The sequence below is a fragment of the Pseudomonas sp. 50_B genome (genome assembly GCF_017491625.1).
GTDB classification, from domain to species: Bacteria; Pseudomonadota; Gammaproteobacteria; order Pseudomonadales; family Pseudomonadaceae; genus Aquipseudomonas; species Aquipseudomonas danubii.
In genome coordinates this window covers 201,981-228,129 of record NZ_JAFGYX010000011.1, presented here as the reverse complement: position 1 = coordinate 228,129, position 26,149 = coordinate 201,981, and the positions used below count along the sequence as shown (strand labels likewise).

The 26,149-nt window shown below is 65.0% G+C and carries 27 protein-coding genes; 13 read left to right on the top strand and 14 right to left on the bottom strand.

Going from position 1 to position 26,149, the window contains the following annotated elements; genetic code table 11:
• Nucleotides 1–3: 3 nt before the first annotated feature.
• From J5M73_RS17650 to J5M73_RS17635, 4 genes are all read right to left on the bottom strand, one after another.
• Complete coding sequence (locus J5M73_RS17650) at nt 4–624, bottom strand: LysE family translocator (protein WP_102864773.1); 621 nt, start codon at nt 622–624, stop codon at nt 4–6.
• 111 nt (nt 625–735) lie between these two features.
• Nucleotides 736–1,419, bottom strand: coding sequence for a hypothetical protein (locus J5M73_RS17645; protein ID WP_102864774.1), 684 nt, complete (start codon nt 1,417–1,419; stop codon nt 736–738).
• Between the two features lie 160 nt (nt 1,420–1,579).
• The gene (locus J5M73_RS17640) at nt 1,580–2,608 is read right to left on the bottom strand and encodes a hypothetical protein (RefSeq protein ID WP_102864775.1); all 1,029 of its coding nucleotides are present in this window, start codon (nt 2,606–2,608) and stop codon (nt 1,580–1,582) included.
• Between the two features lie 104 nt (nt 2,609–2,712).
• Nucleotides 2,713–3,711 carry a bile acid:sodium symporter family protein gene (locus J5M73_RS17635; protein ID WP_102864776.1) on the bottom strand — a complete coding sequence of 333 codons (999 nt, stop codon included), beginning with the start codon at nt 3,709–3,711 and terminating at the stop codon, nt 2,713–2,715.
• A gap of 85 nt (nt 3,712–3,796) precedes the next feature.
• Here J5M73_RS17635 and J5M73_RS17630 point away from each other — a divergent pair, with 85 nt between their 5' ends.
• Nucleotides 3,797–4,594, top strand: a complete 798-nt coding sequence (locus J5M73_RS17630) for a helix-turn-helix transcriptional regulator (RefSeq protein ID WP_102864777.1) — start codon at nt 3,797–3,799, stop codon at nt 4,592–4,594.
• Nucleotides 4,595–4,997: 403 nt separating this feature from the next.
• On the opposite strand, the gene J5M73_RS17625 is transcribed toward J5M73_RS17630, so the two are convergent.
• Genes J5M73_RS17625 through J5M73_RS17610 form a run of 4 tightly spaced genes read right to left on the bottom strand, consistent with a single transcriptional unit; the run spans nt 4,998 to nt 9,599 of the window.
• The gene (locus J5M73_RS17625; RefSeq protein WP_060840076.1) at nt 4,998–5,450 is read right to left on the bottom strand and encodes a response regulator; all 453 of its coding nucleotides are present in this window, start codon (nt 5,448–5,450) and stop codon (nt 4,998–5,000) included.
• Nucleotides 5,447–7,774 carry an ATP-binding protein gene (locus J5M73_RS17620; protein WP_060840075.1) on the bottom strand — a complete coding sequence of 776 codons (2,328 nt, stop codon included), beginning with the start codon at nt 7,772–7,774 and terminating at the stop codon, nt 5,447–5,449. Before J5M73_RS17620 ends, J5M73_RS17625 begins: the two co-directional genes overlap by 4 nt.
• A complete protein-coding gene (locus J5M73_RS17615) occupies nt 7,771–8,439 on the bottom strand; it encodes a response regulator transcription factor (protein ID WP_060840074.1) in 669 nt (222 codons plus the stop codon). The genes J5M73_RS17620 and J5M73_RS17615 overlap by 4 nt, the downstream gene beginning before the upstream one ends.
• A complete protein-coding gene (locus tag J5M73_RS17610) occupies nt 8,436–9,599 on the bottom strand; it encodes a sensor histidine kinase (protein WP_060840073.1) in 1,164 nt (387 codons plus the stop codon). Before J5M73_RS17610 ends, J5M73_RS17615 begins: the two co-directional genes overlap by 4 nt.
• Before the next feature lie 172 nt (nt 9,600–9,771).
• Between J5M73_RS17610 and J5M73_RS17605 the strand changes: the two genes are divergently transcribed.
• Nucleotides 9,772–10,290, top strand: a complete 519-nt coding sequence (locus J5M73_RS17605; RefSeq protein WP_102864778.1) for an SgcJ/EcaC family oxidoreductase — start codon at nt 9,772–9,774, stop codon at nt 10,288–10,290.
• A gap of 57 nt (nt 10,291–10,347) precedes the next feature.
• Here J5M73_RS17605 and J5M73_RS17600 read toward each other — a convergent pair whose 3' ends face one another.
• Nucleotides 10,348–11,349 (bottom strand): AraC family transcriptional regulator, encoded by a 1,002-nt coding sequence (locus tag J5M73_RS17600; RefSeq protein WP_102864779.1) that lies wholly within the window; start codon nt 11,347–11,349, stop codon nt 10,348–10,350.
• Between the two features lie 248 nt (nt 11,350–11,597).
• Here J5M73_RS17600 and J5M73_RS17595 point away from each other — a divergent pair, with 248 nt between their 5' ends.
• Nucleotides 11,598–12,371, top strand: coding sequence for an EAL domain-containing protein (locus J5M73_RS17595; RefSeq protein ID WP_102864780.1), 774 nt, complete (start codon nt 11,598–11,600; stop codon nt 12,369–12,371).
• A gap of 42 nt (nt 12,372–12,413) precedes the next feature.
• On the opposite strand, the gene J5M73_RS17590 is transcribed toward J5M73_RS17595, so the two are convergent.
• The 3 genes from J5M73_RS17590 to J5M73_RS17580 form a co-directional block, all read right to left on the bottom strand.
• Nucleotides 12,414–12,803, bottom strand: a complete 390-nt coding sequence (locus J5M73_RS17590; protein ID WP_243433835.1) for a YceK/YidQ family lipoprotein — start codon at nt 12,801–12,803, stop codon at nt 12,414–12,416.
• Nucleotides 12,804–12,866: 63 nt separating this feature from the next.
• Nucleotides 12,867–13,187, bottom strand: a complete 321-nt coding sequence (locus J5M73_RS17585) for a YceK/YidQ family lipoprotein (RefSeq protein ID WP_102864782.1) — start codon at nt 13,185–13,187, stop codon at nt 12,867–12,869.
• Between the two features lie 57 nt (nt 13,188–13,244).
• Nucleotides 13,245–13,781, bottom strand: coding sequence for a DinB family protein (locus tag J5M73_RS17580; RefSeq protein WP_102864783.1), 537 nt, complete (start codon nt 13,779–13,781; stop codon nt 13,245–13,247).
• A gap of 244 nt (nt 13,782–14,025) precedes the next feature.
• On the opposite strand from J5M73_RS17580, the gene J5M73_RS17575 reads away from it, so the two are divergent.
• The 7 genes from J5M73_RS17575 (at nt 14,026) to J5M73_RS17545 (ending at nt 22,637) form a co-directional block, all read left to right on the top strand.
• The gene (locus J5M73_RS17575) at nt 14,026–15,300 is read left to right on the top strand and encodes a cystathionine gamma-synthase family protein (RefSeq protein ID WP_102864784.1); all 1,275 of its coding nucleotides are present in this window, start codon (nt 14,026–14,028) and stop codon (nt 15,298–15,300) included.
• A 152-nt stretch (nt 15,301–15,452) separates the two neighbouring features.
• Nucleotides 15,453–16,889, top strand: a complete 1,437-nt coding sequence (locus J5M73_RS17570) for an amino acid permease (protein WP_102864785.1) — start codon at nt 15,453–15,455, stop codon at nt 16,887–16,889.
• Nucleotides 16,890–16,930: 41 nt separating this feature from the next.
• Nucleotides 16,931–17,821, top strand: a complete 891-nt coding sequence (locus J5M73_RS17565) for a LysR substrate-binding domain-containing protein (protein ID WP_102864786.1) — start codon at nt 16,931–16,933, stop codon at nt 17,819–17,821.
• Between the two features lie 16 nt (nt 17,822–17,837).
• The gene (gene thrC / locus J5M73_RS17560) at nt 17,838–19,214 is read left to right on the top strand and encodes a threonine synthase (protein ID WP_102864787.1); all 1,377 of its coding nucleotides are present in this window, start codon (nt 17,838–17,840) and stop codon (nt 19,212–19,214) included.
• Between the two features lie 22 nt (nt 19,215–19,236).
• The gene (locus J5M73_RS17555) at nt 19,237–19,674 is read left to right on the top strand and encodes an Lrp/AsnC family transcriptional regulator (RefSeq protein WP_102864788.1); all 438 of its coding nucleotides are present in this window, start codon (nt 19,237–19,239) and stop codon (nt 19,672–19,674) included.
• A gap of 502 nt (nt 19,675–20,176) precedes the next feature.
• Nucleotides 20,177–21,220 (top strand): homoserine dehydrogenase, encoded by a 1,044-nt coding sequence (locus J5M73_RS17550; RefSeq protein WP_102864789.1) that lies wholly within the window; start codon nt 20,177–20,179, stop codon nt 21,218–21,220.
• A gap of 10 nt (nt 21,221–21,230) precedes the next feature.
• Nucleotides 21,231–22,637 (top strand): aldehyde dehydrogenase family protein, encoded by a 1,407-nt coding sequence (locus J5M73_RS17545; protein WP_102864790.1) that lies wholly within the window; start codon nt 21,231–21,233, stop codon nt 22,635–22,637.
• Nucleotides 22,638–22,749: 112 nt separating this feature from the next.
• Here J5M73_RS17545 and J5M73_RS17540 read toward each other — a convergent pair whose 3' ends face one another.
• Nucleotides 22,750–22,965 (bottom strand): hypothetical protein, encoded by a 216-nt coding sequence (locus tag J5M73_RS17540; protein ID WP_060844058.1) that lies wholly within the window; start codon nt 22,963–22,965, stop codon nt 22,750–22,752.
• A gap of 187 nt (nt 22,966–23,152) precedes the next feature.
• Here J5M73_RS17540 and ykgO point away from each other — a divergent pair, with 187 nt between their 5' ends.
• Complete coding sequence (ykgO, locus tag J5M73_RS17535; RefSeq protein WP_011062095.1) at nt 23,153–23,302, top strand: type B 50S ribosomal protein L36; 150 nt, start codon at nt 23,153–23,155, stop codon at nt 23,300–23,302.
• A 69-nt stretch (nt 23,303–23,371) separates the two neighbouring features.
• On the opposite strand, the gene pseH is transcribed toward ykgO, so the two are convergent.
• Nucleotides 23,372–23,920 carry a UDP-4-amino-4,6-dideoxy-N-acetyl-beta-L-altrosamine N-acetyltransferase gene (gene pseH / locus J5M73_RS17530; protein ID WP_102864791.1) on the bottom strand — a complete coding sequence of 183 codons (549 nt, stop codon included), beginning with the start codon at nt 23,918–23,920 and terminating at the stop codon, nt 23,372–23,374.
• Nucleotides 23,921–24,049: 129 nt separating this feature from the next.
• Between pseH and J5M73_RS17525 the strand changes: the two genes are divergently transcribed.
• On the top strand, nt 24,050–24,934 hold the full coding sequence (locus J5M73_RS17525) for a LysR family transcriptional regulator (RefSeq protein WP_102864792.1): 885 nt from the start codon (nt 24,050–24,052) through the stop codon (nt 24,932–24,934).
• 185 nt (nt 24,935–25,119) lie between these two features.
• Nucleotides 25,120–25,956, top strand: coding sequence for a bifunctional allantoicase/(S)-ureidoglycine aminohydrolase (locus J5M73_RS17520; protein ID WP_047305085.1), 837 nt, complete (start codon nt 25,120–25,122; stop codon nt 25,954–25,956).
• Nucleotides 25,957–26,149 lie beyond the last annotated feature (193 nt).

Below are 26,149 nucleotides of genomic sequence, written 5' to 3'. Positions count from 1 at the left end.
TGTTCAACGCCTGCTCAAGGCCAGGCGAGCCGCGAACAGCACGAAGATCATCCCTGTGGTGCGGTCCATCCACTGGATCACCTTTTCCCGCTGCAGCATCCCGCTCAGGGAGCGGGTGGCGCCAATCAGCAGCAGGGACCAGACCAGCCCCAGCACCACGTGAATGCTCACCAGACCGAAGGTCCAGAGCACCAGCGGCTGTCCCGGGGGAATGAACTGCGGCAGGAAGGACACGTAGAAGATCCCCACCTTGGGGTTGAGCACGTTGCCCAGCAGGCCCTTGAGAAACCAGTGGGTGCCGGGGCTGCCGTCCGGGTTGGCCGGAGCAAACGAGCGGCGCGGGCGCAACAGCATGTTCAGCCCCAGCCAGGCCAGGTAGGCGGCGCCGCAGTACTTCAACAGGTTGAAGGCCAGTTCCGACACTGCAATCAAGGCCCCCAGGCCGAAAGCCACGGCCGCGCCCCAAAGCAGGCAACCGGCGTTGATCCCCAGCGCCGCGCGTAGCGCCTGTTGCTTGCCTTCCACGGTGGCGGTGCGCAGCACCAGGGCGGTGTCCAGGCCCGGGGTCAGGGTCAGCAGGGTAGCGGCGAAGGTGAAGGCCAGGAGGTTGTCGGTGATGGACATGGGCAGGGTTTCAAGCCGGGACGTTGGCGAACGTTAGCACAGCCGCGAAGCACTGATGCGCTCCACGGCGGTGTGGGTAAACCGCAGCGGTTTGGGCTCTGCAGGCAAGCCTCAGGCCTTACACCGGACCAGTGCCAGATACACCCCCGAGCCTTTCCCAGGTTCGATGTAATTCGCGCTGTCCAGATTGGTTATCTGGGTCGGTTTCATCTCCAGTTCCAGCTCCGGTGCGTCGGCGTACCACTCGTTGTTGTCGTTCAGGCCATTCTCGAAAGCGTCGAGAAACGCCTGGCAACTGTCGAACTTGCCATAGCTGTAGTTGCCTTGCTGGTCACTGTAGAAGCGTGAGTAGCTCAGCAGCACAATGCCCCAGCGCTCGATGCGCTCATCGGGACTGGTGCGGGGGATCTGCTTGACCAGGTCCTTGCGGATTTCCCAGATCTTGTAATAGGCATTCTTATTGTTGTGCACCACCTTGAACTCGATGGCGGTCGAGGCCTTTTCGCCGTAGCTGTCCTCGATCCAGATATCCACCTTGCGCCGCTCGGCAGCGATCAGCCAGCGCGGGACGTTACAGCGAGGAACGCTGATGTGGCTGGGGCGGTAGTCGTCGCGTTCATCCAACTGGCCGCCGAGGCCGAAATGCTCGCGATTGATGTCCAGCAATGCCGCCGATTCCAGGCTCAGCCACAGTTCCGGAGCGACGCTGACAACAATCGATTTGAGAATGCGCTGGCGTTCTTCCTGTTGCAGGTGCGTCAGCAGCAGTTCGGTAAAGCCGGGAACAAAGGACATGAGATCTCCTTATCAGGTCCGAAAGGGTGGAGCGGTGAGGTTGATGCTGTTCTGTAGGAGCGAGCTTGCTCGCGATGATCTCCAAAGCGCCGCAGGTTTCCTGTGAGTGCGGGTTATCGTTGACGTCCTTCGCGAGCAAGCTCGCTCCCACAAGGTTGGGTCAATATGGGCCACGGGGTTCCGGGATGCCCAGTTGCTGTTGCCGGGCCTCGATCTGTTGGTCCACGGCGCGTTTGCCACTGTGCAACTTCAGGTGCTGCAGGCTGGGCGGCAGCTGTTGCTCGATCAGGGCCAGCAGGTCCACTTGTGGGATCTTGATCAGGCACAGGTCGGCGATTGTCGAGGTGTGCAGGTGGTTGATCAGCCCCAGGTTCTTGAGGTTGATCAGGCTCAGCTTGCGCAACTGCGGCGCACCGCTCAGGTCCAGTTGGCCGAGTTGCGCCTGGTCCTCGATCTTCAGCGCTTCAAGCTGTGGAAAGCCGTCCAGGTCCAGGCGGTTGAGGCCGCGCACCCGCATGATCTCCAGCTCCTTGACCTGCGGGTTGCGCAGCTCCGGCATCTGCTCGCGGCTGCCGAAGGTCACCGAGAGGCTGCGCAGGCCGCTCATGCCGGCGACCATCCCCAGGGGCGTCTTGGCCGGCATGCGGTGCAGGTCCAGGTGGCTGATGCCCGGGCACTGGCTGAGCACGTCCAGGTGATGGGTTTGTACGCTGAGGGATAGGGTGTGCAGCTCGGGCATGGCGGCCAGTGGCGCCAGGTCGATGGCCGGGCCTTTGTCCAGGGACAGGCGCAGTGTTTGCAACCGCCTCAAGTTGGGCAGGGCCAACAGGTCCGGCAGTTCGGCGCTGATGACCTGCTGGGCAAAGTCCTTGACCTGGTGCAGGCTGCCAATGGCCTCGTAGTGATCCAGGGTGTCGAGGCAGTCCAGGCTCAGGGACTGCACGTGGGGCAGGGCCAGCAACACCCGGGCATCGAACGCGCTGCCCGGGTAATGGCTGTAGAAACGCACCTTGAGGCGTTCACCGAAACGGGCGCAGAGCGTGTCGAGCTGACTCAGCAGTTCGCCGTTGTACTGTTCGGCCTTGGCGAACTGGACGACGACCTGGGCCTGGTCATCGGCCTCCAGGCGGGCGCTAACCTGCAGTTCCAGGTCGGCCTGGCTGGGGGCTTGAATTCGATGGGGAAACATCGGCGGTCCTTGATGATTTTCGCCGCGGCATCATGCCATTGCGCATGCTTCATCACCATCTGCGCGCAGGCCCGGCCAGCTGCCGGGCCGCCTTTCCGGAAGCGTTACGGGTCGACCTGACCCATCAGCTCGGCCACCGATTCCGGGCGCTTGGCGTAGCGCTGGGCCAGCACCGCGCAGACCATCAGCTGGATCTGGTGGAACAGCATCAAGGGCAGAATCAGCACGCCCATGGTGCTGCCGGCGAACAGCACCTGGGCCATGGGCACGCCGGTGGCCAGGCTCTTTTTCGAACCGCAGAAGAGGATGGTGATGCGGTCTTCCTGGTCGAAGCCGAACAGCTTGCCGAGAAAGCTCGAGGCCAGCAGCACCAGGGCCAGGAGGATGCAGCAGGCCACCACCAGCCCGCCCAGTTCCCACAGCGGGATCTGGTGCCAGATGCCTTCGTTCACCGCCTCGCTGAAGGCGCCGTAGACCACCAGCAGGATCGAGCCCTGGTCGACGAAGCGCAGCCAGTGCTTGTTGCGCCCGACCCAGGCGCCGATCCAGCGTCGGGCGATCTGCCCGGCGATGAATGGCAGCAGCAGTTGCACGCTGATCTTGATGATCGCATCCAGGGTCGAGCCGCCTTCGCCGTGCACGTTCAGCAGCAGGGTGACCAGGAGCGGGGTGAGGAAGATCCCGAACAGGCTCGACGCCGCGGCGCTGCAGATGGCCGCCGGGATATTGCCCCGGGCCAGGGAGGTGAAGGCGATCGCCGATTGCACCGTGGCCGGCAGCGCGCACAGATACAGCATGCCCAGGTACAGGTCGTTGCCCACCAGCGGCGACAGCAGCGGCTTGAGCGCCAGCCCCAGGACCGGAAACAGGATGAAGGTCAGGCTGAACACCAACAGGTGCAGGCGCCAGTGGCCGGCCCCGGCGATGATCGCATCGCGCGACAGCTTGGCGCCGTGGAGGAAGAACAGCAGGCCGATGGCGAGGTTGGTCAGCCAGCCGAAGCCGACCGCCACCTGGCCGCTGGCCGGCAGGAAGCTGGCCAGCAGGACCACGCCGATCAGGGTCAGGGTGAAGTTGTCGGGCAAAAGACGTGAGCGAGTCATAGCGGTTTCATCCGGGGGTTGCCAAGTGCAGTGGGGCGACTCTAACGTGGCTGCGGTTTACCGACTAACGCCAAGGAGCCCATTAATGCCGCCTAAAGGACATGAAAAGATCGTCCGCCGCAGTATTCCCGGGCTGCCGAGCCTGCCGCGACCGGTGTACGGGCGCACCGAATCCTTGCCCAACCGGGCCCTGACCCGGCGCCACAGTCACCCCTGGGTGCAATTGTCCTACGCGATCCAGGGCGTGCTGGAGATCCAGACCAACGCCGGGCGCTTTGTTGCCCCGCCGCAGCGCGCGGTGTGGATTCCCGCCGGGGTGCCGCACCGGGTGTTCAGCTCGCCGCGCACCGAAATGCGCAGCCTGTACCTGGATTGCAGCGTCACCGCCTGGGCGGCCACCGACAGCTGCCAGGTGCTGGCGGTCAGCAGCCTGTTGCGGGAACTGATCCGCGCCTTCAGCGAATTGCCGGTGGAGTATGTCGAGGACAGCGCCGACGGCCGCCTGGCCCAGGTCCTGCTGGACCAGCTGGCTGCCGCGCCACAACTGGACCTGATGCTGCCGCTGCCCCTGGACGCGCGCTTGCGCACGATCTACCGCAGCCTGCAGGCGCATCCGGAGCAGCCGACCACCCTGGGCCAGTGGAGCCAGAAGCTCGGGGTTACGGAGAAAACCCTCAGCCGCCTGTTTCTCAAGGACACCGGGCTGACCTTTCGCGCCTGGCGCCAACGCTTGCGCCTGCTCGGCGCCCTGACCCCGCTGGAGCAGGGCGAGCGGGTCACCGATGTGGCCCTGGCCTGCGGCTATGACTCGACCTCGGCGTTTATCGCCGCGTTTCGCCAGCAGTTCGACGCCACCCCCGGCGAGTTCTTCCGCGACCTCTGAACCCCCGCGATTCCTGTAGCCGCTGCTGAGCCCGCGAAGCTGCGCAAAGGTCCGCAGGACCTTGCTTGACGACCTCCCGTCGAACCTCTATCGATCTTAAGAACCCTACGTCCCTTCGGGCCGTTCGCAGCCTGCGGCAGCGGCTACAGGGTGCGACGATGCGACGATGCGACGTGCGGCAGGTGCGACGATACGACGATACGACGATGCGACGATGCGACGATGCGACGATGCGACGGTGCGACGATGCGACGATGCGACAGGTGCGACGGTGCGACGATGCGACGGTGCGACAGGTGCGACAGGTGCGACAGGTGCGACAGGTGCGACAGGTGCGACAGGTGCGACAGGTGCGACAGGTGCGACGATACGACGATACGACAGGCGCGACAGACGCGACAGGTCAGGCCTTTGATGGGCGCAGCAGTGCGATCTGCTCCGGCGGCACCAGGGTACGCAGGGTCTTGTACAGGGCCCGGGTTTCCAGCAGGTTCCAGATCCGCAGCAGGGTTTCCAGGGCGTCCAGCGGCTTGCTGATGAAGTCCCGCGCGCCCAGGGCCAGGGCCCGCAGGCGGGTGTCGCGGGTGGCGTCGGCGGTGAGCACCAGGATCGGCAGGTAGTCGTGGGCCGGAATCCGCCGGTTGAGCTGTTCGAGCACGGCAAAACCGTCGAACTCGGGCATGTGCAGGTCGAGGATCACCAGGTCCGGCTCGAAGCTGTTGAACAGCTCCAGGGTGCGCAGCGGCTGGGTGCTGCTCAGGACGTTGTGCAGGCCTTCGCGGGCCAGCAGCTGTTCCATCAGGTCGAGGTTGGGGCGCTGATCATCGACGATGAGGATGCGCATATCGGCAGTCATAGGGGCTCCGCTAAACAGGCGTCCAGGTGGGCGAAGAACGCCGGGATGTGAATGGGCTTGGTGAGAATCGCCGTGGCGCCGGCTTCCAGCAGGCTGCGCTGGGTCAGCTCGCTGGCGTCGGCGGTGATCATCAGGATCGGCGTGCTGGCGGTGCTGCCGGAGGCCCGCAGCCGTTGCAGCACTTCCAGGCCTTGCAGGTCCGGCAGGTTGACGTCCAGCAGGATCATCTGCGGTGAGTGCTGGCGGGCCAGGTCCAGGCCCAGCTGGCCCTGCATGCTCGACAGTAACTGAATACCCGGACGGCGCTGCAGCAGGGTTTCGATCAGCGCCAGGCTTTGCAGGTTGTCTTCGATGCAGAGGATCTTGCCCCGATAGGGGCTAGGCGTGGGCAGCGTCGGCGGCTTCAGCGCCGGGGTGGCCAGGGGCGTTGCGAGCGGGGCATCGGGCAGGCGCACACAGGGCAGCTCGAGGATGAAGCGGCTGCCGCTGCCCATTGTGCTGTGCACCTCCAGGCTGCCGTCCATCATCTCCAGCAGGCTCTTGCTCAGGGCCAGGCCCAGGCCGGTGCCTTCGACCTTGGGATCGGCGTCCAGGCGTTCGAAAGGCTTGAACAGGCGTTGCAACTGGTCGGCGGCAATCCCGGCCCCGGTGTCGATCACGGCAATGCGCAGGCGCGCTTCTTCCAGGGTCACCTCGATGCTGACCCGGCCCTGGGCGCGGTTGTACTTGATGGCGTTGGACAGCAGGTTGAGCAGGACCTGGATCAGGCGTTGGCGATCGGCGATCACCCCGCTGTCGGCGGGCAGTTCCGGCAAGGCGCTGAGCTGGATGCCGGCGTCGGTGGCCATCGGCGACACCAGGGTCAGGGCCTCATGCAGCACCGCCGCCAGGGGCATGGGTTCGACGTTCAGCGGCAGGCGCCCGGCTTCGATGCGGGCGATGTCCAGCACCTCGTTGATCAGCCCCAGCAGGTGCTGGCCGGCCCGCAGGATATGCCCGACCTGGGGCCGCTGGCCGGCGCTGGAATCCATGTCGAGCAATTGCGCGAAACCGAGGATGGCATTGAGCGGGGTGCGCAGTTCGTGGCTCATGCGCGAGAGGAACTCGCTCTTGGCGCGGCTGGCGCTTTCGGCTTCTTCGCGAGCGGTGCCCAGGGCGATTTCCGCGGCGCGGCGGTCGGTGATGTCCCGGGTGATCTTGGAGAACCCCCGCAGGGCGCCGCTGGCGTCGTATTGCGCGGTGATCACCACGCTGGCCCAGAAGCGGCTGCCGTCCTTGCGGCAGCGCCAGCCTTCTTCCATGTAGTGGCCGTGGGCGGTGGCTTCGCGCAGGGCCATGTCCGGGTGCTGCGGGCATTCCTCCGGCAGGTAGAACAGGGAGAAATGGCGGCCGATGATTTCCTGGTCGCGGTAGCCCTTGATCCGTTCGGCACCGAAGTTCCAGGTGGTGACCATGCCGGCGGTGTCCAGGGCGAAGATCCCGTAGTCCTTGACCCCGTCGATGATCAGCCGCAGGCGTTCCTCGTTGTCGCGCAGGGCGCGCTCGCGCTCGGCCAGCAGTTGCCCGGCTTCCACCAGGCGCGTGCCCAGCTGGCCGATCTCATCCAGCTCCGGGGCTTGCGGCAGCAGCGGCTGACCCAGGGCCAGGCGCTGGGCGTTGCCCTGGACCTGCTGCACCCGGGTGACGATGCCCCGGGACAGCAGCAGCACCGCGACGATGGCGCCAAACAGCCCGCAACCGGCGGCCAGCAGGGTGGCGAACAGCAGGCGCATGCGGGTCGCCGCCGCGGCCGCGGTGCGCTCGGCCAGCAGCGCGTCCTCGTGGATGCGCATGGCGCTGATCTGCTCACGCAGCACGTCCAGCACCTGCTTGTTGTCGATGAGGATCGCGGTCACCGTGGCGCTGTCGTCGCGGCTGCCGTTGCGCAGGGCCACCAGGCCTTCGAGCTTGGTCTGGATCAGCGGGGTGATGGTGTGCAGGTACTCGCGCATGCGCGTGTCGCGCACGTTGCGGTCCAGGCGTTGCAGGGCCGCTTCGATCTGCGGGCGGGCCTGGAGGTAGGCGGGCAGGAAGTCCTCGCTGCGGGTCAGCAGGTAGCCGCGCACGCTGGCCGCGGCCTCGGCCAGCAGGGTGTGCACGGTCTGGATATCGCCCTGCACCAGCAGCACCCGGCGCACGTCTTCTTCGGCGCGGGCGGTCTGGCGTTCGGCGCTGTAGATCAGCACCAGGGACAGCAGCAGGATCACCAGGGGCAGGGAGATCACCACCAGCGCCTTGCCCCGCAGCGGCAGGTCGGCCCAGCGCCGGGCGCTGCGCAAGTTCATGGCCACTGCCCGCTGGGCTGGGCCACCAGTCCCAGGGCGATCCCACGCACCGCTGCCTGGGTGCGGTCGGAGGCGCCGAGCTTGCCGATCACCCGCTCGACGTGGGCCTTGGCGGTGCCGGTGGTGATGCCGAGCTTTTCGCCGATCTCGCGGTTGCTGAAGCCGCCGGCCACCAGTCCCAGCACCTGGCGCTCGCGGGCGGTCAGGGCCTGGGCCTGGGGTATCTGGCCGTTGCCGCGTTCGGTCATGCGCCGCAGCAGGCGCGCGCTGACCGCACTGTTGAGGGCTTCCTCGCCCTGGGCCACCCGCTGCAGGGCGCCGATCACTTCGTCGCGGCTGGCGTCCTTGAGCAGGTAGCCCACGGCGCCGGCGGTCATGGCCGCTTCCAGGTGATCGGGGCTGTCGTCCATGGTGAAGATCACCACCTTGACCTCGGGCTGGCGCTGCTGCAAAAGGCGCGCGGCCCCCAGGCCATTGAGCCGTGGCATGCGGATGTCGAGGATGGCGATGTCCGGGCGCAGTTGCTCGCACAGGGCCAGGGCTTCTTCACCGTCCCTGGCCTGACCCACCACCTCGAACTCCGGGTTGCCCGCCAGCAGGGCGACGAAGCCGGTGCGGGTCACTTCATGGTCGTCCGCCAGGACCAGGCGTATCAGGCTACTCATGGCGCTTGCTCCAAGGGTTGCACGGGCACGCTGGCCAGCAGCCGGGTGCCGCTGCCGGGCCGGCTGTCGCAGCTGAAATGGCCGCCCAGCAGATGGGCGCGCTCATGCATGGCGACCTGACCCAACTGCTCGGCCACCGGGGCCGGCGAGCTGACGAATCCGCAACCGTCATCGTTGACCCCGAGCAGCGCCAGGCCGTCTTCCAGGGCCAGGCTCAGGTGCACCTGCGAGGCCCGGGCGTGCTTGAGGATGTTGTTGATGGCTTCCTGGGCGATGCGGAACAGGGCGATCTCCACCGCATCGGGCAGGCGCTGCGGCGCGCGCTGCCCCCAGTACACCAGCAGACCGGCGTCGCGCAGGCGGTCGGCCTCGCGGTCGATGGCCCGCAGCAGGCCGAAGTCGTCGAGCACGTGGGGGCGCAAGCCGCCGATCAGTTGCCGGCCTTCGCCGACGCAGCCCTGGGCCAGTTGCAGGATGGTTTGCAGATCCTGGTGCAGCTCGGCGGGCAACGGCGGACAGCGCCCGGCGAAGCCCTGCAGGCGCTGGTGCAGCCCGGCCAGGGTTTGCGCCAGGCCGTCGTGCAGGTCATAGGCGACCCGCTTGCGTTCGTCTTCCTGGGCGCTGAACAGGCGTTGCACCAGCTCCGACATGCTGCGCTCCCGGGCTTGCAGGTCGCGCAGCAGACGATGGTTTTCCAGGTGCGCCGCCAGCAGGGTGGCCAGCAGTTGCAGGGATTCCAGGTCTTCGCTGTCCGGCGGGCTGATGGGCACGCTGTTGGCCAGCAGCAGGGCGCCGAAGGCGCGGCCGTCGGCGCGGTGCAACAGCACGCGCAGCACGGCGCTGTCCGGGGTCGGCGGCGGCTCCGGCCATTGCGGGTGATCGGCCAGGGCACGCAGGCCTTGCAGGCGTTCTTCATGACCCAGGGCGGCGCGGGTGTGGATCACGCCATCCTCGGCCCATTCCAGCAGCAGTCCGTGGTCCATGGCGGCGAAGGCGCAGGCCCGTTGCACCACCCGCTGGCGCATCTGCTCGGGGGGCAGTTGCAGCAGTTCCTGGCCGGTGTCCACCAGCAGTCGCAGGCGCGCGGCGCGGCTCTGGGACTGTCGATACTGGCTGCGCAGGGCCAGGGCGCTGGCGGGGTCGAAGGATGGGGTGGACATGGCGTTGCTCCAGTGCGGCGGCGCTGCGGTTGAACAAAAGCGGGCATTAGACCCGCTGCTGCACGTCACGCCTATCTGCCGAATGGCATAGGCCGAAAGCTCCAGTTGGCCGATGGCGCGGACGACGGCGATGGGCAAAGTGTGGCTCATTGAAACCCACTGGAGAAATCGTATGAAACTGAAAACCACTGCCCTGGCCCTGTTTTTCGCCTTCACCGCTCCACTGGCTGTGGCCGCCGAGGTCAAGCCCTATGTCTACAGCGCCGTTGCCGAGCAGCCGCAAGCGGCCCAGGACCGCGAGATCGCCGGCCTGTTCGATCGCTGGAACAGCGCCTTGCAGACCGGCAACCCGCAGTCGGTGGTGAGCCTGTATGCGCCGAACGCAGTGTTGCAGCCGACCGTGTCCAACCAGGTGCGCAGCACTCACGCCCAGATCCAGGACTACTTCGAGCACTTCCTGGCGTCCAAGCCGGTAGGTCAGATCAACTACCGTGAAATCCGTCACCTGGGCCCGGATGCCGCCCTGGACAGCGGCGTCTACACCTTCACCCTGACCGACGCGTCCGGCAAGAGCGAGAAGGTCCAGGCGCGCTACACCTTCCTGTACGAGCGCATCGATGGCCAGTGGAAGATCCTCAACCATCACTCCTCGGCCATGCCGCAAGTCCAGCCGCAGCTGGCCGCTCACTGATCCACCTTGCGTTCCCTTCACGCCGAGCCTGTGCTCGGCGTTGTCGTTTCCCGCGGCTCACTGCTCGCGGTAGCGCCCCGGGGTCATGCCGAACCAGCGCAGGCAGGCCTTGTGAAAGCTGCTCTGGTCGCGAAAGCCCAATAGCGCACCGATGTACTTGACGCTGCGCATGGAGTTGCGCAGGAAGCTGTGGGCCAGCATCAAGCGGGCTTCGTCCAGCAAGGCCGAGAAATGCACGTCTTCGTGTCCCAGGCGGCGTTGCAGGCTGCGGGTGCTGACCCCGACGATCTGGGCGATGTTCGGCAGGTCGCTCGGTGCGCCCTGGGCCAGGCGTTCGGACAACGCTCGACGGACTCGGGCGGTCATCGAACCGTTGTGCAGCAGGTTGAGGCGATTGCGCGCGTACTCCAGGTGCAGCACATCCAGGGCCGGGTCGGCGGTGGGCAGGGCAATGGCGCAATCCTGGCTGCTGAAGGACAGGCTGTTGTAGGGCGCGCAAAACTGCAGGTTGTCTCCCAGCAGCTGGCGCAGGGACCCGGTGTCCAGCGGCTCCTCGTAGGTGAAGGTGGCCGCCAGGGGCTGCACTTTGTGCTGCGGCAACAGCCAGTGCAGCAGGCCCAGGGTCTGGGCCGCGCCGGCGTCGATAAAGGCCCGGGGCATCATCGAGGGTTCGCTGGCCACGTCGAAGCCGATCAGGGTCAGCATCTGCGGTTTGCGCTCCAGGCACATGCAGAAGCCGTTGCTGATCAGCGCGTGGTAATCCACCAGGCGTTGCAGCGCGATGCCCAGGGTGGCGCAGGACATCACCGCATACCCCAATGCCTCCAGGTTGGCCGGATGGGCCTTGCTGTAGGCCAGCAGGCCCAGGTCCGGCTTGCCGGTGCGGCGCACCGCTTCCTGTATCACCTGATAGACCAGTTCCAGCCTCACGCCCTTGGGGTTTTCATACACATCCCGCAGGCTGCTGCCCAATTGCTTGAGCAAGGTTTCGACGTGGGCGCCGCCCTCATTCATGACATCGGCAAGCACCCGAAAGCTGGCGCTGGTCATTCTATGCATAGGTCTTCCTGGACTGATGGCTTAGTGATATCGGAGAGGCCGTTGGCATGATTGCAATAAACACGGGGCCACAGACGATTCGGCAGTGCCGCGCGTTTCCGAGGACAAGCGAAAGGTATCCAGGAACACTTCCTCAAGGCCTGTGCCGGGGTCGATCATGTTCGGCCAGGGCCCTTGGAAAGGGTGACGGCCAGCGCGTCGCATCCGGTTCGCCGCGAGGGTGCCGTTGTCTTGCCCGGGGAGTTGTCATGCAAAGCGTCAGAGACTTTTATCGTGAACTGGCCCAGGGCCGCCTGATGCTGGCGTTCCAGCCGGTGGTGTGGCTGCCCGACAGCAGCCGGGTGCTGTACCACGAAAGCTTGCTGCGCCACATCGATGCTCAGGGCGGCGAAGTCTATCCTCTGGCGCTGCTGGAAAAACACCAACTGATGCGCGAGCTCGATCAAAGCGTGGTGCGCTGCGTGATCGATGCGCTGCACCGTGATGAACGCCTGCGCCTGGGGTGCAATATTTCCGCCCAGAGCGCGATCATCGACGGCTTCTGGTTGCCGATTCTGCAGGTGCTGCGCGACTCACCCTCAGTGGCCGCGCGCCTGGTGATCGAGATCACCGAAAGCGCCACGCCGCCGAGCATCGAGGCGGCCAGCGAATTCGTCCTGTGCCTGCGGGAGCTGGGCTGCCGGGTGGCCATCGACGATTTCGGCGCGGGCCTGGGCACCCTGGAATTCATCCGCCAGACCCGGCCGGACATCGTCAAGATCGACAAGGGCTATATCCAGCGCGCCCGCGGTGAACTCAACAGCGCCCAGACCCTCAGCCACCTGGTGCAGCTGTGCAAGACCCTGGCGCCTTGCGTGATCATCGAAGGGGTGGAGACGGACAGCGACCAGAACCTGGCCACCGCCTGTGGTGGCGAGTGGGGGCAGGGCTATCTGTTCGGTCGCCCGCAGGTGGATCGGCTGGGGCGGCGCTGCTGCCTGGAGCAGCAGATGGCGCCGCGGTGTGCGCTGGATCAGGCCTAGCCCGGTGGCGCCAAGGCGCGGCGCGAGCCCGCCTGACGGGGTTCAATCAACCTGCGGGCTGATGGGCGGGGTGTGGGCCGTCGGGTCTTGCACCTCGGCACTGATGGGCAATGCCGGCAGCTCTTCCTCGGGAATCTCCTTCATGTCCACGTGCCTGTTGCGCTGGGGCCGTTCCGGCTGGAACGCGTCGTAGGGCAGCAGCACGGTGTCGAGCGCCGCATCCAGGGGCAGGCTGGCCACCAGCAGGATCGGGCACACCACCGTCACCCAGCAGCCGCCGGTGATCATGCGTGCGTAGCCCATGTCATAGCCGGTGAGTACTTGGGCGTTGGTCTTGACGCTGCGGTAGTAGCGGTCGTCGCGAAAGTCCAGGGCATTGCCGCGAGTCATGTAGGTGCCGCAGCCGGACAGCAGCAGGGTGTTGAGCAACAACAGGTAATGGAGGATTCGGATGATCGGGCTTCCACGCAGGGGCGAAACAGGGTCGGGCGCGAATCAGTGATTCATCGCGTCATAGGGCAGCAGCGCGGTGTCGGCCACGGCATCCACCGGCAGGCTGACGATGGCCACCACCGGGCAGACGATGCTGACCCAGCAGAAGACCGTGGCGTAGCCGTCGTAGCCACTGGAGCCACGCATGGTCAGCAGCTCGATATTGGCCTGGGTGCCTTTGTAGTAGTCGTAGCCGCTATGGGCGTTGGGCGTGCGGGCGATCAGGGTGCCGCAGCCCGTCAGGGATATTGCGGATAACAGAAGTACAGCGTTGAGGGCTTTGATGATGCCATTCCTTAGCGAGCAGATTTTTGCCGTGCGCATCGTCGCAGAAGCCTGGGGCGCACGCTAGATAGGCTCGAATAAATAGTCGGCACCCGATCAGAGCGCTGATGGAATCAACAGCAACAGATCGGTATCGCCGATGTCCACGCCGGCTTGGGTCAGCAGGGTGCTGGCCTGGCCCCGGTGATGGGTCTGATGATTGAAAAAATGCACCAGCAGGGCATACACATTGCGCTCGGCGACCACGCCCCGGGTGTTGGCGTAATGCAGGCTGCTGTCCAGGTCGGTTTCGCTCAGGGACTGGCTGAAGTCGAGGATCAACTGATCCAGCCATTGGCGTTGTTGCCAGAGCCCGTCGAGGTTTGGGTACAGCAGGGTCTTGAGGTCCTGGGGCAGGGCCACCTGCTGCAGCGGGGCCAGCGCCGAATGCTGCGTCGGGTGTTGGGCAAAGCGCTTGAGCCAGATGGTGTCACCGGCCAGCAGGTGATTGAGGGTGCCGAGGATCGAGCCGAAAAACGCCTGGCGGTCGAGGACGATCTGCCCCTCGGGCAGGCTCATGGCGGCGTTGTACAGCTTGGCGTTCATCCATTGGTTGTAGCGGGCCATCAGGCCCAGGTGCTCGGTGCGGTTCATGGCCGTTCCTGGTGGTGTGGGGCGCTCGATCAGGCGGTCGTCAGCTTCGCAAGGTGGATGGCCGGCGCGCAAGGGTGGCTTGAAAATCTCCGCGCGATGGGCGTTTTCCCGGTCGGCGAGGCATTAAAAAAACCGCCCCTTTGGCCCCGATAACATCGTTTCTCGGGGCTTGGGCTTTTCTCTATATTGGCCACCAGATCCAGCGCGGCAACAGGCCGCGCGCCCTCTATGGTGAGCCGTTGCAATGAATAAAAAACCTGAACGCACAGGGCTGGAAAATCCCGGGACCGCCACTCGCGTGGTCTGGGGCGGAGAGCAAGTCCGCCACCCTTACAACGCCACGCAAACCCCGATTGTCGCCAGCGCCGCCTACGGCTACGACGACATCGACCAGTGGTACGACGTGGCCCTGGGCAAGGCCCCGGGCTTCATCTACAGCCGCATGAGCAACCCCACGGTGGAAACCCTGGAAGCCAAATTGTGCGACCTGGAAAACGCCGAGTCGGCGGTGGCCTTCAGCAGCGGCATGGCGGCCATCAGCGGCGTGCTCTACAGCTTCCTGCGCCACGGCCAGCGGGTGGTGTCGACCAAGGACAGCTACGGCGGCACCAACAAGATTTTCGAAGAGTTCCTGCCGCGCATGGGCGTGGCCGTGACCCTCTGCGAAACCTTCGACCAGCAGCAGATCGAAGCCGAGATCGCCCAGGGTTGCGACCTGCTGTACCTGGAAACCCCGACCAACCCGACCCTGAAGATCGTCGACATCCAGCGTCTGGTCACCGCAGCGAAACAGGTCGGCGCCCTGGTGGTGGCGGACAACACCTTCGCCACGCCGCTGAACCAGAATCCCCTGGCCCTGGGCGTGGACGTGGTGATCCACAGCGCCACCAAGTTCCTCAGTGGCCACGGCGATGTGCTCGGTGGCGTGGCCTGCGGCAGCGAGGCGCTGATGAGCCAGGTGCGCCATTACCGGGAAATCAACGGTGCCAGCCTCGATCCGTTCTCGGCCTACCTGATCATCCGCGGGATCAAGACCCTGGCCCTGCGCATGCGCCAGCAACAGCACAGCGCGGCGCAGCTGGCGCAGTTCCTGCTCAACGAACCGCTGGTGGAGTCGGTGAACTACCCGGGCCTGCCGAGCCACCCGAATCACGCCGTGGCCTGTGCGCAGATGCGCGGTTTCGGCGCCATCGTCAGTTTTGTCCTGGTGGGCGGCATGGACAGCGTCAAGCTGCTGTTACCGCGCCTGCGCTATGCCCACTGCGCCGGCAACCTGGGGGCGGTGGAAACCATCTACGGCCCGGCGCGCACCACCAGCCATGTGGAGAACACCCTGGAAGAGCGCCAGGCCCTGGGCATTTCCGAAGGCCTGGTGCGGATCTCGGTGGGCATCGAAGACACCGATGATCTGCTGGCGGATCTGCAACAGGCCTTTGCCTGGCTGCGCCAATCCCTCAAGCACAATCCGGCGCCCGGCGCCGTCCCTTCCCTGAATGCCCGGGTCGAGGTGGCCCACTGAAAGAGCGCGCAATACCCCCACAGCAAGGCAGCCCGTGGGGGCTTCATGAAGAGGAATAACAATAAAAACCTGGCGGCATCCGATTTGTTTTCTGCCCATTTCCACAGTCGCAGAAATTGAGACTTGCCCTGACAACTTTCATGAGAACCATCATGTCCCTACAAGAACAACAGACCGACTTGCGCGGCGGCTTCAAGCAAGAAATGCAGACCCGGCACATCGTCATGCTCGCCCTTGGCGGGGTGATCGGCACCGGGCTGTTCCTCACCTCCGGCTACACGGTGAACCAGGCCGGCCCGCTGGGTGCGGTGATCGCCTACATCATCGGCGCGCTGATGGTGTACATGGTGATGATGTGCCTCGGCGAGCTGGCGGTGCAGATGCCCGAGACCGGCTCCTTCAGCACCTACGCCACGCGCTTTCTCGGCCCTGGCACCGGCTACACCGTGGCCTGGCTGTACTGGCTGACCTGGACCGTGGCCATTGGCTCGGAATTCACCGCCGCCGGTATCCTCATGACCCGCTGGTTTCCCGACACCCCGGTGTGGATCTGGAGCGCGCTGTTCGCCCTGGTGGTGTTTTTGTCCAACGTGGTCTCGGTGCGGCTGTTCGCCGAGACCGAGTTCTGGCTGTCGCTGGTCAAGGTGATCACCGTGCTGGTGTTCCTGGTGGTGGGTGGCGGGGCAATCCTGGGCCTGTTGAACATCGATCAGGCCCACAGCATCGGCTTGAGCAACTTCACCCGCGAGGGGTTGTTCCCCACCGGCTTCATGCCGATTGCCATGACCCTGCTGGCGGTGTCCTTCGCCTTCTCCGGCACTGAGCTGATCGGCATTGCTGCCGGTGAAACCCGCGATCCGCAACGCAATGTGCCACGGGCGATCCGCACCACGGTGCTGCGCCTGGCGATCTTCTTCGTCGGCACCATCTTCGTCCTCGCCACCCTGTTGCCCCGGGAGCAGGCCGGTTTGGTGGAAAGCCCGTTCGTCACGGTGTTCACCTACATCGGCATTCCGTACTCGGCCGACATCATGAACTTCGTGATCATCAGCGCGCTGCTGTCCGCCGCCAACTCCGGGTTGTACGCCGCCTCGCGGATGCTCTGGACCCTGAGCGACCAGGGCCACTTGCCCAAGCAGTTCTCGGCCCTGACACGCATGGGCACGCCGCTCAACGCGATCATCGTGAGCATGGCCGGCGGTGCGGCCTCGCTGCTCAGTAGTGTGTTCGCGCCGGACACCATCTACCTGGCCCTGGTGTCGATTTCCGGGCTGGCGGTGGTGGTGGTGTGGATGAGCATCGCCGCCAGCCAGATCGCCTTCCGCCGTCACTACGTGGCCAATGGCGGTGATGTGCGCGAGCTCAAGTTCCGTGTCCGCGGCTACCCCTGGGTGCCGCTGGGGGCCTTGTTCTGCTGCGCCCTGGCCTGTGTCGGCATCGGCTTCGACCCCGAGCAGCGAGTGGCCCTGTACTTCGGTGTGCCCTTCATCGCCTGGTGCTACTTCGTGTATTACATTACCCGCAGTAGCCGCCAGCGGCGCCTGGCCCTGGCACCTCTGGCACGCTCGTCCGATGCCCTTCAGGGCTGAAGAACGGGAGCGGTCTCCAGGGTGTCCATGAGAGTCAGGCCATGAAGCAGAAAAGCTTGCCCCCGCTGAACTGGCTGCGCGCCTTCGAAGTGTCCGCCCGCTGCCTGAACTTCACCCACGCCGCCGAGGAACTGTTCCTCACCCAGGGGGCGGTGAGCCAGCAGATCCGCCAGCTGGAAAGCCACCTCGGGGTGGCGCTGTTCAAGCGCCTGCCCCGGGGCCTGGACCTGACCGAGGAGGGGCGCTCCTACCTGCCGGTGGTGCAGGACGCCATTACCCGGCTGGCGGTGGGCACCAACGAGATCTTCGGCCAGCACCAGCACCGGCCGATCAAGGTGCGCGGCAGCCTGGCGTTCTTCGTCCACTGGCTGGCGCCCAAGCTGGTGACCTTCCAGCAGGCCCAGCCCCAAGTGGACCTTCGCTACATCAGCAATATCTGGGTCAAGGAACTGGACGGCGAGGACGACATGGAGATCCGCTGGGGTCGCGGTCATTGGCCGGGGCTGGTGGCCCAGCGCCTGACCTGGGACAGCCTGTTCCCGGTCTGCGCCCCGGCCTTGCTGGCGCGCTTGCCGCTGCAGGTGCCGGACGATCTGGCTCGGCATCAACTGCTGCATGTACTGGGCTACGAAGAGGGCTGGGGCTACTGGCTTGAACGGGCCGGCGCCAGAGGCGTGGACTCGTCCCGGGGCATGCAGTTCGACACCCTGATCTCGACCCTGCGCATGGCCGAACTGGGCCAGGGCGTGGCCCTGGCCCGTTCCTCGATGGTCGCTGAAATGCTGGCCGACGGGCGCCTGGTGGAGCCTTTCGAGCAGCGTATCGAGGCCAGCGAATCCTTTTATCTGGTGCGCGGCGCCGATGCCGAGCAACACCCCGATGCGCTGAAGTTCTCCACCTGGCTGGTGGAGCAGGCCCATCGCTATAAATGACTGGCCGGAGCCAAGCATGCGCTATGTGAGTACTCGCAGTGCCACCGAACAGGTGGATTTTGCATCCGTGGTTTTGTCCGGCGTGGCCGCCGATGGCGGGCTGTATGTGCCGCAGCGGCTGCCGTGTTTCAGCCCCCAGGAAATCGCCAACTGGTCGACCCTGGATTACCCCGAACTGGCCTTTCGCGTGCTCAGCCCCTTTGTCGGCGACAGCCTGCCCGAGGCTGACTTCAAGGCGTTGCTGCACCGGGCCTACAGCGGTTTTGGCCATCGTGCGGTGGCGCCTTTGCGGCAGATTGATCGCAACGAATGGCTGCTGGAGCTGTTTCACGGTCCCAGCGCTTCGGCCAAGGACTTTGCCGCACGCCTGCAGGCCCAGCTGGTGAGCTACTTTCTCCAGCGCCGGCAGCGTCGCGGGGTGCTGGTGGGCGCCAGCAACGGCGACACCGGGCTGGCGGCGATCGACGCCTTCAAGGATTGCCCGCAGACCCAGGTGCTGGTGTTCTACCCGCAGCACGGTGTGCCCGAGCAGCAGGGGCGGCAGTTGCAGGCGGCGCATCACCCGGGGTTGTGGCGCTTTGCGGTGCAGGGCAGTTTTGACGACTGCCAGACCCTGGTCAGCCGCCTGCTGCGCCAGTGGCCTTTGCCCGAGCACGAGGCGATCGGCTTCAACTCCAGCAACTGGGTGGGGGTCATGGCCCAGTTGGTGCTGTATTTCCATGCCGTGCTGCAACTGGGCGGCGGTCAGCGGCCCATCGGCTTCAGCGTGCCGGCGGCGAGTTTTGCCGAAGTCTATGCCGGCTACATCGTGCAGAAGATGGGCCTGCCGATCACCCAGATGATTGTCGCCACCAATAGCAATGACGCGCTGCATCAGCTGTTCCTGAAGAACCGCTACTCCCGCGGGCAGGCCCGCCAGAGCCTGTCGCCGGCCATGGACCTGTCGCTGTTCGCCAACCTGGAGCGCCTGGTCTGGGAGCTGTATGGCCAGGACCCGCAGGCGGTGGCGGCGCTGATGCGGGGGTTCGAGGACAGCGGCGAGATGAGCCTGAACAACGAGGCCTGGCTGCAGGCGCGGATGATCATCGACTCCTATTCGGTCAGCGACGAAGAGACCGGCAAGGAGATCGTCAGCCTGTACCGGGATACCGGCTACGTCATCGATCCCCACGCCGCCACCGGGGTGCTGGCGGCGCGCCTGTACCGCCGCAGTCTGGTGGCACCGATGGTCACCCTGGGGGAAATCGCACCGGCCAAGTCGGCGCGGCTGCTGGGCTCGCTGGGCATTCCCGGGGTGGTCCCGCCACCGGTGGCAGCGCCCTCGACGCAGCAGTGGCAGACCCTGGCGGCGGATGATTTTGCCGCATTGCTGCATTGCCTGAAGGCACTGTGATGGACCGGTTCAAGGGGGCTGTATGAAGCGGATTCTGGATCCTCTGGACGAGCGCATCCTGGCCGAGCTGAGCGTCAATGCCCGAGCGGCCCATGCCGAGCTGGCGGCCAAGGTCAACCTGTCGCGCAATGCCGTGCGCCAGCGCATCGAACGCCTGGAGCGCGACGGCGCGATCCAGGGCTACACCATTCGCGTGGGCGAAGGGCGCGGGGCGGATACCCGGATCAATGCGCTGATCTTCGTCTACCGCTACGACCGCATGCGCGGCGCCGAGGTGTTGCAGGCCCTGCGGGCGATGCCGGAGATCGTCCAGTGCGAAGTGCTCAGCGGCGAGTTCGATGTACTGGTGCGGGTCAGCGCCGCCACCGCGGAGCGGGTGCACCGGGTGTGGAATGACATCGCCGCCTTGCCCGGGGTGGAAAACACCGTGACTTCCTTTGTCTTGTCCTCCGTGGCCTGAGCGCAGAGCCGGATCTTCTGGCCTCCTGTAGCCGCTGGTGCAGCCTGCGAAAAGGCCCGAGGGGGCTTCCGCGTGGGTGGGGGCGCTGCGTGCCCAAGGCCCGTTCGCAGCCTTCGGCAGCGGCTACACGATCTATAGCCCGAGCAATCCCTGTAGCCGCTGCCGAGCCTTTGGCGAGGCTGCGAAAAGGGCCGAAGGACCTTCCTGCGCCGTCAATCAGCATGTTGCGATGAATGGAACCCTGTGTGTTGTCCTGATGGACCGCACCGCCAGGTTTGGCGTCTCCTGCGGAGCCGATCGCAGCCTTCGGCAGCGGCTACAGGGGGCAGTCTTGGTTGCGGGTTTTGCGTAGCCAGTGCCTGTGAGCGCAGCCTTCGGCAGCTGTCACGGGCGCTGGGCAAAATGCTCAGCAAATACAGCAAAACGGCATATTTCACTGCCCGGCCCCGGCCCCTAACCTTGTCTCCATCAGCTTCTTCAACCCGGATGGAACACAACAAAAATGACTGAATACAACATCGCCCTGGTGGGCTTCGGCGGGGTCAATCGGGCCCTGGCGCAACTGATTGCCGAGCGCAATCAGGCATGGAAAAAACAGCTGGGTTTCAGTTTGAAAATCGTCGGCATCAGCGATCTGTTCCTCGGTTCTATCGTGGCTCCCCAGGGGCTGGATGCCGGTCTGCTGAGCAAGCTGCCGGCAACCAAAGGCGCGTTGGCGCAACTGCCGGGCGGTCAGGTGGAGGCGCTCAACGAACAGGTGATCAAGGACTCCGGCGCCGACATCATCGCCGAGGCCACCTTCACCAATCCGGTGGACGGCGAGCCGGCCAGCACCTTCTGTCGCTGGGCCCTGGAGCAGGGCAAGCACGTGGTGACCACCAACAAGGGGCCGATCGCCCTGCACGGCGCCGAGCTCAAGGCCCTGGCCCAGCGCAATCAGGCGGCGTTCGAGTACGAAGGCGCGGTGATGAGCGGCACCCCGGTGATCCGCATGGCCAAGCAGTCCCTGGCCGGCAGCGAGCTGCTGGGTTTCGAGGGCATTCTCAATGGCACCTCGAATTTTGTGCTGACCCGCATGGACGCCGGCCTGGGCTTTGCCGAGGCGGTGGCCGAGGCTCAGGCACTGGGGTATGCCGAGGCTGATCCGACGGCGGATGTCGAAGGTTTTGACGTGCGCTTGAAGGTGGTGATCCTGGCCAATGAGCTGCTCGGTGCACAGCTGACCGTCAGCGATGTCAGCTGCCGGGGCATCTCCGGCCTGACAGTGGCCGACCTGGAGCAGGCTCGGGCCGAGGGTGCGCGCTGGAAGCTGATCGGTTCGGCCCGGCGCCTGGCCGATGGCTCGCTGCAGGCCAGCGTCGAGCCGCGGCTGTTGCCCCTGGCTCATCCGCTGGCGGGTATTGGCGGGGCGATCAACGCGGTGTCGTTCAACACCGAACTGCTGGGCGCGGTGACGGTGTCCGGGCCGGGCGCCGGGCGCATCGAGACGGCCTTTGCCTTGCTCTCGGACATCATCCACATCCACCAGTCGCGCACCAGCCGCTAGGAGCCTGTCCATGAATCTGTCACGTCTGGCGCCGGTCGCCGATTCGATTGACGTCTGCAGCCCCTTCGATGGTCGCCTGATCGGGACCGTGCCACGCCTTGACGCCTGTGCCGTGCCCTACCTGTTGCAGCAGGCGCGCCAGGGCGTGAACGACTGCGCCGCGTTGCCGCGCCATCAGCGGGCACGGATTCTGGAGCGGGCGGCCTTGAACATCGAGCGCGACGCCGAGCATTTTGCCCGGCTGATCGTCGATGAAGCGGGCAAGACCCTGAAACAGGCGCAGAAGGAGGTCAAGCGCTGCGTCAACACCCTTAAACTCTCGGCCGAAGAGGCCAAGCGCAATGCCGGCGAGGTGCTGCCCTTCGATGCTTACGAAGGTTCGGAGAACCGCCAGGGCTGGTTCTCTCGCGAGCCTCTGGGGTTGATCCTGGCGATCACCCCCTACAACGATCCGCTGAACCTGGTGGCGCACAAGCTGGGCCCGGCCATTGCCGGGGGCAACGGGGTGATCCTCAAACCGTCGGAGCTGGCGCCGCTGTCGGCCATCAAGCTGGTGGACTACTTGCGCGATGCCGGGCTGCCGACTTCGGTGGTGACCCTGGCCACCGGCGGCGCGGAATTGGGCAAGGCCCTGGTGGCGGCCCGCGAGGTGCGGATGATTTCCTTCACCGGCGGCTTTGTCACCGGCGAGCAAATCGCCCGCAGCGCCGGCCTGAAGAAGCTGGCCATGGACCTGGGGGGCAACGCGCCGGTGATCGTCATGGCCGACTGCGACCTGGCGGCGACGGTGGAAAGCTGCGTGTCCGGTGCGTTCTGGGCGGCGGGGCAGAACTGCATCGGCACCCAGCGCCTGCTGGTCCAGGCCTCGATCTACGAGGCGTTTCGCGAGGCCTTTGTGCGCCTGGCCCGGGAGCAGGTCAGTGGCGATCCATCGGCCGACAGCACGGATATCGGGCCGATGATCAGCCTGCAGGCAGCGCAGAACGCGCAGAAGGTCGTGGATGAAGCACTGCAGCAGGGCGCGCGGTTGCTCTGCGGGCATCAGCGCCGGGGTTCGTGCTACGCCGCCACGGTGCTGGAGAATGTCGACCATGGCAGTCGGCTGTGGCAGGACGAGGTCTTTGCGCCTGTGGTGGTCTTGCAGCCGTTCGACGATCTGGATCAGGCCATCGCCCTGGCCAACCAGCCCGAATACAGCCTGCATGCGGGGATCTTCACCAACGATCTGCGCACCGCCATGGACGCCGCGCGGCGGATCGAGGCCGGTGGGGTGATGATCAACGATTCGTCCGATTACCGTTTTGATGCCATGCCGTTTGGCGGCTTCAAGTACGGCAGCCTGGGCCGCGAAGGGGTGCGTTTCGCCTATGAGGAAATGACCCAGCCCAAGGTGGTGTGCCTCAACAGCCTGAGCTGAGGCCGATTGCAGCAACACGACAGGTCGTCGGGCACCGGGCAGGTTTGGTCACCTGCCCGGTGTTTTTTTGTCTGTGGCCAAGGCACGGCCGTGGCCATCCGGGGGGCGCGGATCAGACCACTTCGTCGATCAATGAGGTTTTTGGCGCCGTGACCGTGACCGGTGGCTGAGGCTGTTCCTTGGCCTTGTCTCTGAGTTTTTCCAGCGCCTCTTTCTGTTCCGCCGTCAGGGGCGGTGGGGTCAGCACCTTGCCCGAGTCAGGCAGCTTGATGCCGGGCTGAGAGCCGCCGGCGGTCAGGGGGGGAAGGGGACGGTTGTTTATTTCCATGTCACTGCATCCTTGAGTGGGGTGAATAAAAGATAACGACCGCTTTGCGCTGATCTTTAGAGCCAATGCTCTAGGCCGCCAGCTGAACCTTCTTTCGAAGGGGGGCTTGATTTGATGTTGATAATTATTCTTGTTTGCAAATAAGATATGTTATTACGTTTTGAAATCACCCCAAGGAGTCTCTCCCATGAAAGTCCTGTCCTCCCTCAAAGAAGCCAAGAACCGTCACCGCGACTGCCAGATCGTCAAGCGTCGCGGGCGGATCTACGTGATCTGCAAATCCAATCCTCGCTTCAAGGCGCGCCAGGGCGGGGCGAAAAACCGCAACAAGGGCTGATCCGCCGCTTGCTCCTGTCCAGGACAGGGCGCCCGATACGTGGCAAGCACCGTCGGGCGCGTTGGCGGCTTATCTGCCGAGGCGGGCGATCAGGGGCTCAAGCGTCGGGCGTTTGCTCTGCCACTCCGCTTTGGTGATGCCCAGCAGGACCACGTCCATGCGTTGGCCATCCTTGAGGATGTTCTGGCGCCGCAGCCCCTCCTGTTGGAAGCCGAATTTCAGGTGCATGTTGATCACCGCAGGGTTGCTGGCCAGTACCTCGCAGTTGAGTTTTTCAAGACCGGCTTCGGTGAAGGCGTAGTCCAGCATCCAGAACTCGATCAGGCTGCCCAGGCCCTTGCCTTGCTGCTTGGCGTCCAGGTAGAACGCCCAGTCGGCGGTCTTCTGTCGGGCATTGATGGCATTCAGCGAAACGATGCCCAGGGCCTGGCCTTCGTCCATGACGACAAACACCGCCTGGGCCGGATTGTCCTGCAAGGAACTCAGCCAGCGCTGGTGTTCCTGCTCGCTGATTTCGTGGGAGGTGTACATGTACTGGCGCACCTCTTTCTGGTTGCGCAGCGTGCGTACATGGGCCTGGGTGGCGGGGTCGGCATCGACCAGGGGGATGAACTGCATCCTGATGTCCTTCTCGGATGGGTAAGCGGTGGTGGCGCATGATGGCATATCCACGGCCGTTGCATGGATTTGTCTCGCGGGACAAGAACCGGTAGAAAGAGCCCTCGCATTCAGAAAACAGATACCTGCATGAGCAACATCGAGAAACCCAATAGCCGCCTGTTCGACCTCGACTTGCTGCGGGCCATTGTCACGGTGGCCGATTGCGGCAGTTTCACCACGGCGGCCAGTCGCCTGCATTCGACTCAGTCCACCGTCAGCCAGAAGATCCGCCGCCTGGAGGAGATGGCCGGGCACCGCCTGCTGGAGCGTGGCAATCGCGATGTCCTGCCCACCGATGCCGGCGCCACGCTGCTGGGGTATGCCCGGCGCCTGCTGGCGCTGAACGACGAGATGCTTGAGGCGCTGTCCGGCGCCACGGTGGCGCTGACAGTGCGGATCGGCGTACCGGATGACTTTGCCGCGGGGCGCACCACCGAGCAGTTGGCCGCCTTCAATCGCCGCTATCCCCAGGTCAAGCTGGAAGTCACCAGCGGCATGAGTCGCGACCTGAGCGCCAGCTATGACCGCGGCGAACTGGACCTGGTGGTGCTCAAGCAACTGCGCAACAGCCGCGAGGCCCTGGGCTGCTGGCCGGAGAAGACCCGCTGGGTGGACAGCGCGAAAAACCCCTGCATCGACCTCGACCCGCTGCCCATCGTCACCTTCCCGCCGCGTGGGGTGTACCGCGATGAAATGATCAATGCCCTGGAGTCCATCGGCCGGCGCTGGCACATCAGTTTCACCAGCTCCAGTCTCAGCGGCCTGCAGTCGGCGATTGCCGATGGCATGGGCATCGGCCTGCTGCCGCTGCGCGCGGTGACGGCGGGGCATCAGGTCCTGGCCCGCAGCAGCGGGTTGCCATCGGTGGATGTGTTCGAGGTGGCGTTGCTGCACCGTCCGGCGGCGGATCCCATGGTCAAGGAGCTGGCCCGGGTATTGTCACGGGTGCTGGCCCAGGACACCCGTGGCTGAGTCTGTTTGCTATTTGATAAATGAATATACCGGATTCCGGTATTTAATTTGTGCATGAAGGCGGCGCTGGATATCGTGATGGCCAGCAGCGATCCGCAGCATTGCCTGGCGCGTCGCTCCGCAGATTTGTTCACCCCGGCGGCGCTGCTGCACGGGGTAGCAAAACAACAATGAGGAGAGTCTCGATGTCCAAAACCACTTATTACGCACCCCACGGCGGGCACCCGGCGCAGACCGAAATGCTCACCGACCGTGCCATGTTCACCGAAGCCTATGCCGTGATCCCCAAGGGCGTGATGCGTGACATCGTCACCAGTCACCTGCCGCACTGGGACAACATGCGCATGTGGGTGATTGCCCGTCCGCTGTCGGGTTTTGCCGAAACCTTTTCCCAGTACATCGTTGAAGTGGGCGCCAATGGCGGCAGCGACAAGCCCGAGCAGGACCCCAACGCCGAAGCGGTGCTGTTCGTCGTCGAAGGCGAAGTCAACCTGACCCTGCAGGGCCAGGAGCACGTCCTCAAGCCCGGTGGTTATGCCTTCATCCCGCCGGCGGCCGACTGGAAGCTGCGCAACACCAGCGGCACCGAGGCGCGTTTCCACTGGATCCGCAAGCACTACCAGAAAGTCGACGGCGTGCCGTACCCGGACGCGTTCGTCACCAACGAGCAGGACATCGAGCCGCGGGTGATGCCGGACACCGAAGGTCGCTGGAGCACCACCCGGTTTGTCGACATGAGCGACATGCGCCACGACATGCACGTCAACATCGTCAACTTCGAGCCGGGCGGCGTGATTCCGTTCGCCGAGACTCATGTCATGGAGCACGGCCTGTATGTTCTGGAAGGCAAGGCGGTGTATCGCCTGAACCAGGACTGGGTCGAAGTCGAGGCTGGCGACTTCATGTGGCTGCGCGCCTTCTGCCCGCAGGCCTGCTACTCCGGCGGCCCAGGTCGCTTCCGCTACCTGCTGTACAAGGATGTGAACCGCCAGATGCGCCTGACCCTGAACGCGCCGCATTGATACTAAGGTGGGGCAGGGGCGCTCAAGGCCTCTGCAGCAGCGAGGGATGAAAACCGGCGAATATTCGCCGGTTTTTTTTGCTTCGCAGCAAGGCAGGCACCGGATGGTCGCGCCAGGTTGTTTCGCGTCGAGGTTCACTTAGCGATTGATGATTAGCACGACCTGTCGAACTGAGGGCCGAAAGTGGGCTCGG

Coding starts and splice junctions, on each gene's coding strand:
- J5M73_RS17605 (WP_102864778.1), top strand. CDS start 9,772: ATGAAACTGAAAACCACTGCCCTGGCCCTGTTTTTCGCCTTCACCGCT.
- thrC (WP_102864787.1), top strand. CDS start 17,838: ATGCGCTATGTGAGTACTCGCAGTGCCACCGAACAGGTGGATTTTGCA.
- J5M73_RS17555 (WP_102864788.1), top strand. CDS start 19,237: ATGAAGCGGATTCTGGATCCTCTGGACGAGCGCATCCTGGCCGAGCTG.
- J5M73_RS17575 (WP_102864784.1), top strand. CDS start 14,026: ATGAATAAAAAACCTGAACGCACAGGGCTGGAAAATCCCGGGACCGCC.
- J5M73_RS17640 (WP_102864775.1), bottom strand. CDS start 2,608: ATGTTTCCCCATCGAATTCAAGCCCCCAGCCAGGCCGACCTGGAACTG.
- J5M73_RS17625 (WP_060840076.1), bottom strand. CDS start 5,450: ATGACTGCCGATATGCGCATCCTCATCGTCGATGATCAGCGCCCCAAC.
- J5M73_RS17645 (WP_102864774.1), bottom strand. CDS start 1,419: ATGTCCTTTGTTCCCGGCTTTACCGAACTGCTGCTGACGCACCTGCAA.
- J5M73_RS17610 (WP_060840073.1), bottom strand. CDS start 9,599: ATGTCCACCCCATCCTTCGACCCCGCCAGCGCCCTGGCCCTGCGCAGC.
- J5M73_RS17565 (WP_102864786.1), top strand. CDS start 16,931: ATGAAGCAGAAAAGCTTGCCCCCGCTGAACTGGCTGCGCGCCTTCGAA.
- J5M73_RS17570 (WP_102864785.1), top strand. CDS start 15,453: ATGTCCCTACAAGAACAACAGACCGACTTGCGCGGCGGCTTCAAGCAA.
- J5M73_RS17650 (WP_102864773.1), bottom strand. CDS start 624: ATGTCCATCACCGACAACCTCCTGGCCTTCACCTTCGCCGCTACCCTG.
- J5M73_RS17520 (WP_047305085.1), top strand. CDS start 25,120: ATGTCCAAAACCACTTATTACGCACCCCACGGCGGGCACCCGGCGCAG.
- J5M73_RS17525 (WP_102864792.1), top strand. CDS start 24,050: ATGAGCAACATCGAGAAACCCAATAGCCGCCTGTTCGACCTCGACTTG.
- ykgO (WP_011062095.1), top strand. CDS start 23,153: ATGAAAGTCCTGTCCTCCCTCAAAGAAGCCAAGAACCGTCACCGCGAC.
- J5M73_RS17585 (WP_102864782.1), bottom strand. CDS start 13,187: ATGCGCACGGCAAAAATCTGCTCGCTAAGGAATGGCATCATCAAAGCC.
- J5M73_RS17580 (WP_102864783.1), bottom strand. CDS start 13,781: ATGAACCGCACCGAGCACCTGGGCCTGATGGCCCGCTACAACCAATGG.
- J5M73_RS17545 (WP_102864790.1), top strand. CDS start 21,231: ATGAATCTGTCACGTCTGGCGCCGGTCGCCGATTCGATTGACGTCTGC.
- J5M73_RS17615 (WP_060840074.1), bottom strand. CDS start 8,439: ATGAGTAGCCTGATACGCCTGGTCCTGGCGGACGACCATGAAGTGACC.
- J5M73_RS17595 (WP_102864780.1), top strand. CDS start 11,598: ATGCAAAGCGTCAGAGACTTTTATCGTGAACTGGCCCAGGGCCGCCTG.
- J5M73_RS17630 (WP_102864777.1), top strand. CDS start 3,797: ATGCCGCCTAAAGGACATGAAAAGATCGTCCGCCGCAGTATTCCCGGG.
- J5M73_RS17635 (WP_102864776.1), bottom strand. CDS start 3,711: ATGACTCGCTCACGTCTTTTGCCCGACAACTTCACCCTGACCCTGATC.
- J5M73_RS17550 (WP_102864789.1), top strand. CDS start 20,177: ATGACTGAATACAACATCGCCCTGGTGGGCTTCGGCGGGGTCAATCGG.
- J5M73_RS17600 (WP_102864779.1), bottom strand. CDS start 11,349: ATGCATAGAATGACCAGCGCCAGCTTTCGGGTGCTTGCCGATGTCATG.
- pseH (WP_102864791.1), bottom strand. CDS start 23,920: ATGCAGTTCATCCCCCTGGTCGATGCCGACCCCGCCACCCAGGCCCAT.
- J5M73_RS17620 (WP_060840075.1), bottom strand. CDS start 7,774: ATGAACTTGCGCAGCGCCCGGCGCTGGGCCGACCTGCCGCTGCGGGGC.
- J5M73_RS17540 (WP_060844058.1), bottom strand. CDS start 22,965: ATGGAAATAAACAACCGTCCCCTTCCCCCCCTGACCGCCGGCGGCTCT.